This is a genomic window from Parabacteroides sp. AF17-28 (genome assembly GCF_003479205.1).
In the GTDB taxonomy this organism is placed as follows: domain Bacteria; phylum Bacteroidota; class Bacteroidia; order Bacteroidales; family Tannerellaceae; genus Parabacteroides; species Parabacteroides acidifaciens.
In genome coordinates this window covers 152,412-165,960 of the sequence record NZ_QUGV01000003.1, presented here as the reverse complement: position 1 = coordinate 165,960, position 13,549 = coordinate 152,412, and the positions used below count along the sequence as shown (strand labels likewise).

At 47.6% G+C, this 13,549-nt stretch carries 12 protein-coding genes; 5 read left to right on the top strand and 7 right to left on the bottom strand.

The genetic code is table 11. The features are described from left to right. The first annotated feature begins 26 nt into the window (after positions 1 to 26). The 5 genes from DWW90_RS03140 (at position 27) to DWW90_RS03120 (ending at position 5,805) form a co-directional block, all read left to right on the top strand. Positions 27 to 959 carry a DUF362 domain-containing protein gene (locus DWW90_RS03140; protein ID WP_115500501.1) on the top strand — a complete coding sequence of 311 codons (933 nt, stop codon included), beginning with the start codon at positions 27 to 29 and terminating at the stop codon, positions 957 to 959. Beyond that, positions 959 to 2,554 (top strand): 4Fe-4S dicluster domain-containing protein, encoded by a 1,596-nt coding sequence (locus DWW90_RS03135; RefSeq protein WP_122343955.1) that lies wholly within the window; start codon positions 959 to 961, stop codon positions 2,552 to 2,554. The genes DWW90_RS03140 and DWW90_RS03135 overlap by 1 nt, the downstream gene beginning before the upstream one ends. A gap of 111 nt (positions 2,555 to 2,665) precedes the next feature. Then, positions 2,666 to 3,517, top strand: coding sequence for a hypothetical protein (locus tag DWW90_RS03130; RefSeq protein ID WP_147382394.1), 852 nt, complete (start codon positions 2,666 to 2,668; stop codon positions 3,515 to 3,517). A gap of 59 nt (positions 3,518 to 3,576) precedes the next feature. After that, positions 3,577 to 4,707 carry a tRNA guanosine(34) transglycosylase Tgt gene (gene tgt / locus DWW90_RS03125; RefSeq protein ID WP_122333056.1) on the top strand — a complete coding sequence of 377 codons (1,131 nt, stop codon included), beginning with the start codon at positions 3,577 to 3,579 and terminating at the stop codon, positions 4,705 to 4,707. A gap of 12 nt (positions 4,708 to 4,719) precedes the next feature. Next, positions 4,720 to 5,805: an LptF/LptG family permease gene (locus tag DWW90_RS03120; protein ID WP_122343953.1), complete on the top strand. Its 1,086-nt coding sequence runs from the start codon at positions 4,720 to 4,722 to the stop codon at positions 5,803 to 5,805. Positions 5,806 to 5,845: 40 nt separating this feature from the next. On the opposite strand, the gene DWW90_RS03115 is transcribed toward DWW90_RS03120, so the two are convergent. The 7 genes from DWW90_RS03115 to DWW90_RS03085 form a co-directional block, all read right to left on the bottom strand. Further along, on the bottom strand, positions 5,846 to 6,226 hold the full coding sequence (locus DWW90_RS03115; RefSeq protein WP_122343952.1) for a DUF86 domain-containing protein: 381 nt from the start codon (positions 6,224 to 6,226) through the stop codon (positions 5,846 to 5,848). After that, positions 6,210 to 6,503, bottom strand: coding sequence for a nucleotidyltransferase family protein (locus DWW90_RS03110; RefSeq protein WP_115500495.1), 294 nt, complete (start codon positions 6,501 to 6,503; stop codon positions 6,210 to 6,212). Before DWW90_RS03110 ends, DWW90_RS03115 begins: the two co-directional genes overlap by 17 nt. A 171-nt stretch (positions 6,504 to 6,674) precedes the next feature. After that, entirely contained in the window at positions 6,675 to 8,342 is a 1,668-nt protein-coding gene (locus tag DWW90_RS03105; protein ID WP_122343951.1) for a T9SS type A sorting domain-containing protein, read from the bottom strand. Between the two features lie 270 nt (positions 8,343 to 8,612). Further along, positions 8,613 to 9,140 carry an acetyl-CoA carboxylase biotin carboxyl carrier protein subunit gene (locus DWW90_RS03100; RefSeq protein WP_122343950.1) on the bottom strand — a complete coding sequence of 176 codons (528 nt, stop codon included), beginning with the start codon at positions 9,138 to 9,140 and terminating at the stop codon, positions 8,613 to 8,615. A 12-nt stretch (positions 9,141 to 9,152) separates the two neighbouring features. Next, entirely contained in the window at positions 9,153 to 10,664 is a 1,512-nt protein-coding gene (gene accC / locus DWW90_RS03095; RefSeq protein WP_115500492.1) for an acetyl-CoA carboxylase biotin carboxylase subunit, read from the bottom strand. Between the two features lie 13 nt (positions 10,665 to 10,677). Next, positions 10,678 to 12,222, bottom strand: coding sequence for an acyl-CoA carboxylase subunit beta (locus DWW90_RS03090; RefSeq protein ID WP_122333061.1), 1,545 nt, complete (start codon positions 12,220 to 12,222; stop codon positions 10,678 to 10,680). A gap of 149 nt (positions 12,223 to 12,371) precedes the next feature. Beyond that, on the bottom strand, positions 12,372 to 13,469 hold the full coding sequence (locus DWW90_RS03085; protein ID WP_122343949.1) for a tyrosine-protein phosphatase: 1,098 nt from the start codon (positions 13,467 to 13,469) through the stop codon (positions 12,372 to 12,374). Positions 13,470 to 13,549: the final 80 nt, after the last annotated feature.

The window sequence follows — 13,549 nt, the reverse complement described above, 5'->3', positions numbered from 1 at the left end:
AAACTACATAAAACCAATTGAACAAAATGAAACGTCGTGATTTCTTAAAGACCAGTGTTGTAGCAGGTGCTGCTTTATCTTTGAATTTTGAAGGACTACAGGCTGCCCTTTCGTCTAATACTGTTGCAGTAGAACAGGCCCCGGACTTGGTCGCAGTGATGGGTGGAGAGCCAGAAGTAATGCTCGACAAAGCATTAGAAGCTCTTGGTGGCATTAATAAATATATCAAAAAAGGACAAAAAGTAGTTATCAAACCAAATATCGGATGGGACCGTACACCTGAATTGGCAGGAAATACAAATCCGAAACTGATAAAAGCGCTCGTAAAGAAATGTTTCGAAGCGGGAGCGGAAAAGGTAACCGTATTCGATCATACCTGCGACAACTGGCAGAAATGCTACGAAACAAGCGGTATCGCCGCAGCCGTAAAAGAAGCCGGCGGTATCATCATGCCGGGTAACGACGAAAAGTACTTCAAAGAAGTGGCCATCCCCGGCGGTGTAACACTGAAAAATGCCAAGATACATGAATCACTGATCGAAGCAGACGCTTGGATCAACGTTCCTATCTTGAAAAATCACGGAGGGGCCAAACTCTCATGCGCGATGAAAAACATGATGGGTATCGTATGGGACCGTCGTTTCTTCCACCAGAACGATTTGCAGCAATGTATCGCCGATATCTGTACCTGGCAGAAAAAACCGGTTCTGCACATCGTAGACGCTTACCGCATGATGCACCAGAACGGTCCGCAAGGAAAAAGCGCAGCCGACGTGGCTACCCTGAAATCAATGATCGTATCTCCTAACATTGTTGCTGCTGATACGGCTGCCCTCGCGTTGTTCAACCAGGTGAAAAAGTTAGATATGGATGCAGTTGGGCACTTGGGCAAAGGTGAAGAGTTGAAATTAGGTTCTACCGATCTGAAAAAAATAAACATCAAACGTATTAAGATCTGATGAAGAAACCGAATTATCTAAAAGGATTGAGGGTACTGCTCGCAATCCTGTTTTTCGTACCCATACTTCTGTTCTTTGTCGATTTCTCTGGAGTTTTACCGGGCGACATACACAAGTTACTGCATCTGCAACTGATGCCGGCGCTGTTGGGCGGAATGATCGGGCTCATCGTATTCCATTTCCTGCTGGCGCTGGTATTCGGACGTATTTATTGCTCTGTGATATGTCCGGCAGGAGTATTGCAGGACATCATCAACCGTCTGTTCTGCATCGGGAAAAAGAAGAAGAAAGGCCAGCGCCGTTTCGCCTACCATAAACCGATGAACTGGCTCCGATACATCCTGTTAGCAATTACAGCTATTATGGCGGTACTCGGTTTCAGCGGATTATGCCTGTTACTGGATCCGTATAGCAATTTCGGACGTATAGCAGCCAGCCTGTTCCGTCCCGTCGTGATGTGGGGCAACAATATTGCAGCCGACCTGCTGATGAAAATGGACAACTATTCTTTGTTCCATGTGACGATCAGCACTGTTACGGTATCCGCCCTGATAGCGGCAAGTATCGCACTAATCGTATTTATTGTGATGACAGTCTTTCGCGGACGGCTGTTCTGCAACACGATCTGTCCTGTGGGAGCACTGTTGAGCATCTTCTCACGCTACTCGCTTTTCCGTATCTCTTTCGATAAAGGAAGCTGTACACATTGCGGAAACTGCGAACATACCTGCAAGGCGGAAGCGATCGACAGCAAAAGCCTGACGGTCGACACATCCCGTTGCGTGGACTGTTTCAACTGCGTATCATCCTGCGCAAAAGGCGGGTTGCAATATCGCCTGCAATTTCCAGGAAAGAAACAGGAAGGAGCAACCGCTGACGTCGTGGCAGCACAATCGTCACCTATCGAACAGCCTTCGGCAGCCAACAGCCGCCGTACATTCCTGGCGACAGGTGCGACAATAGCCGCTTCCCTGCCTATCGTATCGGCTATTGCCGAAGAAACGGGAGAAGGTAAAAAGCACAGAAAAGGCGGAAAGAAATGGCCGCCCCTCACCCCGCCGGGTTCTATCAGCCTGGAACGTTTCAAAGACAAATGTACGGGATGCCAGATATGTGTAGTCCGCTGTCCAAGCCAGGTGCTCCGTCCTACAGGATTGGAATATGGTTTGGATTATATGCTGAAACCACGCCTCGCCTACATCAGCAGTTATTGCAACTACGAATGTACGGTATGTTCCGATGTATGCCCGACAGGTGCGATCAAACCGCTGACCGTTGAAGAGAAAGTCACGACTCAGGTCGGCATTGCCACCTTCTTCAAAGGCCGTTGCGTCGTGAATACGGAAGAAAAAGACTGTGGCGCCTGTGCGGAACACTGTCCGACTCAGGCTGTGCATATGGTTCCCTACAAAGGGACGTTGACGATTCCGCAGATCAATCCGGATCTTTGTATCGGATGTGGCGGATGCGAATCGATTTGTCCGGTCCGTCCGATGCGTGCGATTATCGTCAAGTCGAATGTGGAACATAAATATGTCGAAAAACCGAAAGAAGAAGAGGTAAAAGAGGTCGAAATTGACGATTTCGGGTTCTGACGATGGAATATTTTTCATAAATCAGTATATTACGAAGCCTCGCTTGCGAAAGTGAGGCTTTTTCATTATGTTTGCCACACATTGAATAGTAAACCATAAATTCCATCCGTCATGAAAGTATGTAGTTTTGCCTTATTTGTCTTATTGTTTTTCTGTATCTCTTGTGACAATGAAGAAATCACGTATGCAGATTGTAAAATTGTCTTTGAAGGCGACACAACGACTTTCAAGAATATCGGAGAGAAACGCACCTTCACCATCTCTGCATTAAAGCAGAAATATGCGGATGGGATTGCCACCGACCAGTGGGTCACGGTTTCGGAATCCGGAATATCCGTTACAATTAAGTCGGATGAATTCAAACTCACCTCCTCTTCTGCCGCATTATTCGACATCAGTGTAGAAGAAAACCAAGCAGACACTCTGGTGCAGGCCTCTCTTCTTGTTTCCGTCCTTGACGGGGCTGTGACAAAAACAGAAGAAATAGCGCTAAAACAATCCGCCTCCGAAATCTCATATGCATACAAAATCGAATCCGAACAGAACCCGTTCATAATCCCCAAAGAAGGAGGTGAATTTTTCATTCCTTTTACGTGCCAATGCAAGCGTACAGTTAACGGAAAGGAAAAGGATTGGGAATATTCGGATATGAAAAGATTGAGATATGTCGCTTATGTCAATAGCGGACTCGTTCGTGATGCCAAAGGGGAGCAGGTCCGTTCACACCGGTTCGAAACGAAGAGTACGGATAAACCGGGGCACTATAACCTCCATATCATTGCTGCCGGTCCTTTCTATCTGGGGGAGAATACGAATTTCGAAATGTACTATACGATCCGAAACCAGATTTTTGAAGGAAAAGAGGAAATCTACCTCTATCAAACATTCTCGCAGGAGCAGGACCCCACAATTGAAGCATCTTTCCCCCTACCTGTCTCCAATTCGGGCCCGCTGAATATATGATCGGATTATCTTTCCCGCAAACTCTTTTTTCTTAGAAGAATTATGAGTTTCTTTGTAGCATGAAATTCGAATTACAACATAACGACACAAAATCAAATGCAAGGGCGGGTCTGATTACCACTGATCATGGAGTAATTGAAACGCCTATTTTTATGCCGGTCGGGACACAAGGCACTGTTAAAGGGGTGCATATGACCGAGTTGGAAGAAGATATCAACGCACAAATTATTTTAGGAAATACATACCATCTGTATCTCCGCCCCGGGTTGGAAATACTGGAGCAAGCCGGCGGCTTGCATAAGTTCAATACATGGAACCGCCCGATCCTGACCGACAGCGGAGGTTTTCAGGTGTTCTCACTATCCGAAAACCGTAAGTTGCACGAGGAAGGCGCAATGTTCCGTTCGCATATCGACGGCTCCAAACATATGTTTACACCCGAGAAAGTAATGGATATCCAACGGATTATCGGAGCAGATATCATTATGGCTTTTGACGAGTGTTGCCCCGGCGATGCAGACTATGATTATGCAAAGAAATCGCTCGGCCTGACGGAACGCTGGCTGGATCGTTGCTTCGAGCGTTTCAACTCGACAGAACCGAAATACGGTTACCGGCAGAGCCTCTTCCCGATCGTACAGGGCTGTGTCTATCCGGATTTGCGCCGGGAAGCAGCCGAAAACGTTGCCCGCAAAGAAGCCGACGGCAATGCGATCGGCGGACTGGCAGTGGGTGAACCGACTGAAAAGATGTATGAGATGATCGAGGTTGTCAACGAAATCCTACCGAAAGACAAACCCCGCTACCTGATGGGTGTCGGTACACCGATCAACATCCTCGAATCGATCGAACGAGGTGTCGATATGTTCGACTGCATCATGCCGACACGCAACGGACGCAACGGGCAGCTGTTTACCCGTTTCGGCACGATCAACATGCGTAATAAGAAATGGGAGAACGACTTCTCTCCTATCGACCCAGATGCACATTCGGCAATCGACACACGCTACAGCAAAGCTTACCTGCATCACCTGATCAAGGTGAACGAGATGTTGGGGCTGCAACTGGCTTCCATCCATAATCTTGCGTTTTACTTGTGGCTCGTCAAAGAGGCGCGTAAACATATTATTGCCGGCGATTTCACCACTTGGAAAAGTGAAATGGTCCGCCAATTATCAAACCGGTTATAAGAAAGCTGTCACATGAAATTCAAACTGAAACGGATAGACTGGTACATCATTAAGCAGTTTCTGGGCACATACGTCTTTGCTATTGCCCTGATTATCGCTATCTCGGTTGTGTTCGACATAAATGAGAAGATCGACAAGTTCCTGAGTCCGGACGTACCGCTGAAAGCAATCGTCTTCGACTATTACATGAACTTCATTCCCTACTTCGCGAATCTGTTCAGTCCGCTGTTCACCTTCATCGCGGTAATCTTTTTCACGTCGAAACTGGCGGACAACTCGGAGATCATCGCAATGCTGGCAAGCGGGATGAGTTTCCGGCGGTTGATGTTGCCGTATGCGATTTCAGCAGGGATCATCGCGCTCAGTACCTTCGTCCTGAATGCATATATCATCCCTCCGGCCAATGAAACGCGTATCGATTTCCAGAACACATACATCAAAAACAAAAAAGTAGATTATGTCCGTTCCGCCCAGTTGGAGATAGAGCCGGGTGTAATTGCCTATTTCGACCGCTATGACGCACGTTCGGGTATGGGCTACCGTTTTTCCTTAGAGCATTTTGAGGATAAGAAGATGATTTCACGTTTGACAGCAAAGTCCATCAAATACGATTCGCTTTACAACTGGACAGTGATCGACTACATGATCCGCGATTTCGACGGCATGCGCGAACACATCACCCAGGGTAGCCGTATGGATACGACACTAACGATCGTTCCCTCTGACTTCCTGATCTCCGTGAATGACTGCGAAACGATGACTTCACCCGAACTCGCCACCTATATCGACCGCCAAAAGAAGCGGGGTATCGGAAACATCCAGACGTTCCAAATCGAATATCACAAACGATATGCTGCGATTATGGCGGCTTTCATCCTGACCTCCATAGGAGCCTCTCTTTCCTCGCGCAAGATCAAAGGCGGCATGGGGTTGAATATCGGTATCGGACTGGCGTTAAGCTTCTCCTATATCCTCTTTACCACTGTCACCTCGACCTTCGCCATCAACGGCAACCTCAGTCCTGCCATGGCAGCCTGGATTCCAAATATATTGTACACGTTCATCGCTATTTATTTGTATCAGAAGGCGCCGAGGTAAAGATGGCAGGAGAGAAAAAGGAATGCTTGTTGGGTGAAGTTCAAATTAAATCCTCAATAATAAGCTCTATTACTCTATAGAGCTTAGGTATTTCATTTCGGAGAGTTGCAACTACAATTGTCGCATCAATATCAAAATAATGATGCACAATAATATCTCTCATGCCCATGATATCTTTCCAATTGATTTCAGGATAGTTTTCTAATAAACTCTTATTTGTTATCTTATCCAAGTTTTTAACACTTTCCCCAACAGCAACCAACTTCATGCAAACACTATCTAAAAGAATCATCCCTACTTCACTTGCATAAAAGTCATCGACTGTATTGATATGGGATGTTCGCCTCATAACAGTTAATAAAGTTTCCTTTATTAATTCGAGAGTATCAACAGCTAAATCTTTATCAAATGTATACGCCATCTTGTTCTATTCTTTTACGAAGCAAATGATTCATGCGGTCTCTCAAGCGTACAATATCCACCTTACAACCTAATAGTTCTTCCAATTCATTTTTCAGATGCGATAATGCAAACAATCCGGATAATTCCCCTTCATAGTATATATCGACATCGCTACCTTCTACCTGCTCTTCTCTCGCGGCAGACCCAAATATTCCCATCCTCAAAATACCATACTGGCTGGCATGGCGTATTTTGAAGTCCTTTAATATTTGTATGATTTCTTGCGTTGTTTTCATATACGATATATTTTTACTATACTACATTGCAAATATATGGATTATTTTGACACACAAAACCTTTACTGATTCTAATTTCTCTCCAAAGGGTGAGGCAAAAAAAGTAACGCCGGCTGAGTCCGAAGAGACAGCCGGCGTCATTAAAATAAATATTTCAGATCAAAATACTGATCAACGAACAAACTTCACAGACTGGCTAACGCCATTTTCAGTTACGACGATTACATAAATACCTTTTGCCAAAGAAGAGGTAGAGATGTAAGCGTTATCACCGGAAACAGTTCCGTTAACAAGAGTAGCACCCGTCATATTGATAATGCGATAGGTTGCTTTTCCGTTGTTGGCGATATACAGGCCACCTTCTACAGGTGTTACTTTCAGATCGCTTACAGCGATATTATCATTACTTGTAACAATTCCTAAAGCATTCGATTTGAAATAAGCACTGGCAATCGAAACTGGTGAGCCTTCCGGAATCACGTCGACTTTAATGATTTCGCTTGTCATGTCGGCTGTTGCATTAACAGTCATATTCGTGACGGTCTGAGCATGTGTTGTTTCATCATATGCATACGATTTGATATTCATTTCGGCAACAGCGTTTGTTCCGACGATGCTCGGGGTCACTTCGACGTCCATAACCGGCATTTTTGTGTCGTTAGCGTCAATCACGCCGTCACCATCTGCATCAATTGCAGTCTCTACAAGCATTCTGTAGGGAGCAACCTTGCCTTCTGTCGCCAGTTCGGTAACAACACGGTTAATGACAGAACGTACGGCAGACTTCGTATCTTTCAAAGTCAGATCCTTCGTATTATCGGTCATCGTAACGATTGTTGAATTGGCCAACTTAGCATCATTCCTATCAGCAGAGCTATATACCATATTATCGATCGTCAGCACCAGATCCTGGTCCTTCTGTTCCATCTTGAACATAAGATCGCGCCATCCTTTAGCCTGTGCGTTTTCGTAGGAAGTAAGCTCGATGGATTTAATCGGCATCTGCTGGTTGCTGAAATCAAGAGCAACGGCAGCATCTCCCATCGGGATTTTCTGTGCAGTAGGATCAGCCTCGAGGATACCGTAGAGCGACATAGGGATTGCACCGGTAAAGAAGCCGGCAGGATTCATCGTTACCAGGAAATCCATAGCCGGCGTCTCAGGCTGTCCAGGCTCGGCCGGTGACAACATTCCCATAAGGGCTCTCATTCCTTCCTGGATATCCAACGATGCCTCAAGCAAAGAAGTCGTCGGATTCTGGATCATGGAGTATTCCAACAACGGCGTAGCAGCACCTCCTAACAAAGACATTGTCATAGTCATTGTGAACGGAGCCAAATCGCCATCTTTACCAGTGGTTGTGATATTAATCTCTGCCAATGCCCCAGCTTTGATAGTACCCGGCAGCTCGATCTTTAAGTCACGTCCTATGAACATACTTACCATTGGAATCGTGGTGGTCTTGAAGTCCGAAAATTCCACTTTCAGTTTCTCCCCAAGTATAGGAGCGATGAAGGCGGGAATGCCAGGAATAGCAGCAGTACTAATTATAATACTGTCCACTTGCAACTTGAACGGATCAGTCGCATCTGCCCGTAAACCGCTTTGTGCATTAAAAATAGGCAAACTTCCGATAAAATCGGATGTCAACTGTGGCTGTGCCAATCCTAAAATGTCAAGACCTGCTTGTTCTTTGATCTGTTCGAATACGACAGGCAGAACTTCTTTCTGTATCTGTTTTTTCTGAGCTTCGCTCAACTGCACTGTCTGCGCAGAGGTAGTAAAGGAAGACGCAGCAAGGCATAGCGCCATACTAATCGAAGTAAAAATTTTCTTCATAAAGTCATCTTTTTTAATTAAACATAGAACCTTGTGTTCAAGGTTCGGATTGGTGACAAAACTAAAGAATACTTACAACTTAAGCAACGATAAAAAAGTTAATCTTAATATTTCCGCAAAAACAGCCTGTACAATCTTAAAAATAGACAACTCTGTCCAAACAATATTTCATTAGCAATCAAGCGCTACTGCCCCTTAAATTCAAAAAAGGGAGAATCTTCGCAGAAACTCCCTTTTACCACCATGAAAAATTGCAAAATGAACAAAAAACTATTCTACTACCAACATCTTATCGTTTACGGCAACCTTGTCGCCATCGGCGATGTAGACTTCTTTTACGACACCGTCGATCGGGCTGCGGATCTCATTCTCCATCTTCATGGCGACGAGGACACAGAGCGGAGTGCCTGCCGTCACCTCCTCGCCCGGTTTGACGTGGACGCGGAGGATGACACCCGGCATCTGGGCTGTGATCACCTGGCGTCCGGCAGCCTGCGAGCGGATGCGGGACTGGCGCATCTTCTTCAATTCGTCGATTACCTGGACCTGGAACAAGTCGCCTTTATTCTTCACTTCATACGTGTCGACGCCGATGTTCGAGATCTGCACGCCATGCGATTTATGGTTCAGGATGATGGAATGGATCGTGTCGCCTCCCATATTGTAATCCACTTCGTATATCTTTCCATTGACGGAGACTTTCTTAACCGGACCGTCTTCCAGGATTTCCACCTTAAACTCGGTATCGAGTATATCGTTTACTGTTGCGAAATAAGTCGCTAATGCTTTTGCTGACATAATAAATCCTCCTTAATAATTATTGGCAGTCATCTGTAACTTGCCGTAATACTTCCACAGAGATTCGCCTACGAGAGGAACAGTTGTTGCCCGTGCAGCAGCCTCTTTCTCCTGCTCGAAATGTTTGATAGCGGCAGCGATCACGGCTACAAGCGGGTCATTGTTCTGGCGGCGTTTCAGGTCTTCCTTATCGAACTTGGTGTCGATGAAGGTCGTATCGTAGTTGCCGGAAAGGAATGTCTCGTTATGCAGCACACGCTGGTGGAACGGAATGGTCGTCTTGATTCCCAAAATCTTATATTCACGGAGGGCGCGCACCATGTTGGAGATCGCCGACTCGCGGTTACGCCCCCAGGCGCATAGCTTGGCGATCATCGGGTCGTAGTGCAGGGATACCTCGAAGCCGGCGTAGGCGGCGCTGTCCAGGCGGACATTACGTCCCTCGGGAGCCTCGCGCACCTTGATGATGCCGGGCGAAGGCATGAAATTGTTCTCCGGGTCTTCGGCATAGATACGACATTCGATGGCTGCCCCGCGAAACTCGATGTCTTCCTGCTTATAGGGAAGCGGGCTGCCGGATGCCACCAGGATCATGTCGCGCACCAGGTCGACGCCGGTACACTCTTCCGTCACGGAGTGTTCCACCTGCAGGCGGGTGTTCATCTCTAAGAAATAGAAATTCTGGTCCTTATCCATCATAAACTCGAGCGTCCCGGCACTGTAATAACCGATCTTGCGGCAGGCTTCGACAGCCACGGCCAACATTTTCTGCCGCGTCTCGTCTTTCACGAAAGGCGAAGGAGCTTCTTCGATCACCTTCTGGTTACGGCGCTGGATCGAGCACTCGCGGTCGTAAAGGTGGATCACGTTCCCGTATTTGTCACCCAACACCTGCACCTCGATGTGATGCGGATGCTCGATGTATTTCTCTATATAAATCGCGTCATTGCCAAACGAGTTGGCGGCTTCCGAGCGGGAAAGACGGAAGGCTTCATCTAACCCCGTTTCATCGCGGACCAGGCGCATTCCCTTTCCACCCCCTCCGGCAAGCGCCTTGAGCATGATCGGGTAACCGACTTCGAGCGCCACACGGCGGGCTTCTTCCAGGCCGGCGACAGGTTCCTCCGTCCCCGGAACGATCGGGACACCGGCAGCGGCCATTATCTTACGGGCTTCCGTCTTGACCCCCATACGGGCGATCACGTCGGCGCTCGGCCCGATAAAAATGACGCCTTCCTCCTCACAACGGCGGGCAAAATCGGCATTCTCCGACAGGAAACCGTAACCCGGATGGATAGCGGCGCCGGTCTTTTTGGCTATCGAGAGGATCAGTTCCGGCTTCAGGTAAGAAGTGTCGGCTGCATCCTCGGAGATGCAGTAGGCTTCTTCTGCATAGCGGACATGCAGGGCACCCCGGTCGACGTGCGTATAAATGGCGACGGTGGGGATATTCATCACGCGGCAGGTACGAAAGATACGCATGGCGATCTCGCCGCGGTTGGCTACTAATACTTTCTTAATCATAACTGGCTGCGTTTTAAAGTGGAAGATTGGAATGTTTCTTCGGCGGATTGGACTGCCGTTTGTTAGCTAACAACTCGAAGCTACGGATCAGGCGCGGGCGGGTCACCGAAGGTTCGATAATTTCGTCCACATATCCCAACTCGGCCGCCCGGTAAGGATTGGCGAATTTCTCGCGGTAGTCGTCCTGCAATTCTTTACGTTTCTTCTCTACGTCTTCCGCCTTTTTTAGTTCTTTGCGGAACAGGATATTGACGGCGCCGTCGGGGCCCATCACAGCAATCTCGGCTGTCGGATAGGCAAAATTGATATCGCCCCGGATATGTTTAGAGCTCATCACATCGTAGGCGCCTCCATAGGCTTTGCGTGTGATAACGGTCACTTTCGGGACAGTCGCCTCGCAATAGGCATACAGCAGTTTGGCACCATGACGGATAATCCCCTCATACTCCTGGTTCACGCCCGGCAGGAATCCGGGTACATCCACAAACGTCAGCAGCGGGATATTGAACGCATCGCAGAAACGGACGAAACGGGCCGCCTTCACCGACGCATTGATATCGAGCGTCCCTGCCAGGGCAGCCGGCTGGTTAGCCACCACCCCGATCGTCTTCCCGTTCAGGCGGATATAGCCGACCAGGATATTACGGGCATACTCTTCCTGTACTTCAAAAAAGTTATTATCGTCTGCCACCGACACGATCAGGTCTTTCATGTCGTAGGGCTGGTTCGGATTGGTAGGAACCAGGTTGTTCAACTGTTCGTCGATACGGTTGGCGCTGTCGGTCGTCGGGACGAAGGGAGGTTCTTCCATATTATTGTTCGGCAGGAACGACATCAGTTCACGTATCTTCATGACGCACTCCATGTCGTTATCCGCCGTGAAATGGGCCACGCCGGATTTCGTGCTGTGCACTTCCGAACCTCCCAGATCGTTCATTGTCACCTCTTCCTGCGTCACACTCTTCACCACTTCCGGTCCGGTGATGAACATATAGCTGGAATCTTTCACCATAAAGATAAAATCAGTCAGCGCGGGCGAATAGACCGCTCCCCCGGCACACGGGCCCATGATAGCGCTGATCTGCGGGATCACGCCCGAAGCAAGGGAATTACGCAGGAATATCTCCGCATACCCCGCCAACGAACGGACTCCTTCCTGGATACGCGCCCCGCCGGAGTCGTTCAGCCCGATCACCGGGGCCCCCAACTGCATGGCCATATCCATAATCTTGCAAATCTTACGCGCATATGTTTCCGACAATGCACCGCCAAAGACCGTGAAGTCCTGGGCAAAGACAAAGACGGTACGCTTACCTATCATCCCGTAGCCTGTCACGACCCCATCGCCCAGCGGACGCTGTTTCTCGAGTCCGAACTCGGTGCACCGATGGGTGACAAACTTGTCTACTTCGACGAAACTGCCTTTTTCAAGGAGCAGTTCAATACGTTCACGTGCAGTCAGCTTTCCTGCCGCATGTTGCTTCGCGATCCGGTCTTCTCCGCCACCTAATTCCGCCTGATGGTTGAGAGCCTCTAACTGATCAATTTTCTCTTTCATGGGATTTCCGGTTTAATTGTGTTTTGTGCAATGTAATCATTTATATATTACTTATTATCAGATGCAAGGATAGGATTTATCTATCACCTGATAAGTAATATTTATTACAACACGCCTTTTCCCAGGAAAGAGAAGAGCAAATGCCTATATCAATACAGATATAAATCTTTCATCTTTTGAATATCGATCTGCAAGGTTTCGGTCAGGAACTTATCCACCGAACCATATTTCTCCGTAATCTTATCATAAGCAGCATTCAGGTAGTTTTCTTTTACCGTCACCAACGGAGCGATAGCGGGAAGCATGGCGACATACCGGTCATATTTCCCGGCAATACATTCTTTGCTGAACATATAGTCATTCATAATCGTCGCCTTGTCCACGCCAAGAGCGGAGAGGATAAGCATCGTTGCCACTCCCGTACGGTCTTTTCCGGCGGAACAATGGTAGCTCAGCGGCAGGCAGTTTTCATTCTGCACATACGTAAAGAATTGTTTCAGCATATCGACATATTCATCCACGCTCACGATTTCCTCGTACGTCCTGACCATGATCGGTTCCAGTTGTTCGGCTGTCGCTCCACCGCTTATATAGCCGATGACTTCGTCCGAAAAGATATTACCGGCATTGATCGGCAACTCATATGTCTTTTCGACAGTCGAAGGATTCTTGTCGTATGCTTCCGGTATCATACCTCCCATACCGCCTTTCTTTTCGGCTTCCGTACGAAAATCGACAACCGTTTTCAGGCCGGTGCTGGCCAAATAGGCCAAGTCCTCATCGGTCAACTTATTCATTTCATCGGTCCGGAAGATTTTTCCCCATTTCACAAACCGCCCTTCGCTGTTCTTGATACCTCCCAAATCACGGAAGTTATATCCGCCCTCCATCGGCAAGTGTTTTTCGGCCACGAATCCCTGCCCTTCCGAGGTCGTAAACAGGAAAAGGGACCTCGTCTTCGTATCTGCGTCCACGTCGAAAGTTCCTTTCCCGCTTCCATCCAGATAAGGTGCACTTAAATCGATATCATCCTCAGCCGTTCCCGCATACAATTGCCAGGCATTATCGGTAGAAACATTCAAAACCGCTTTCTTGGTTTCAGCATCACGCACAAGCTCCACCTGTCCGCTTATATCCTTGCCGGAATAACCGGGCGCCAGTTTATTATCGTCATCATCATCGCAGGACGACATAACAGATACAATACAAAGTGATGCCATAGCATAACAAAATACACCTTTTTTCATAAAAATCTTTTTTAATTCAACATTAATAGCGGGTGAAGTTAGGGATTAAAAGTGAGCCTCAAAAAAGGTGTCCTTATACA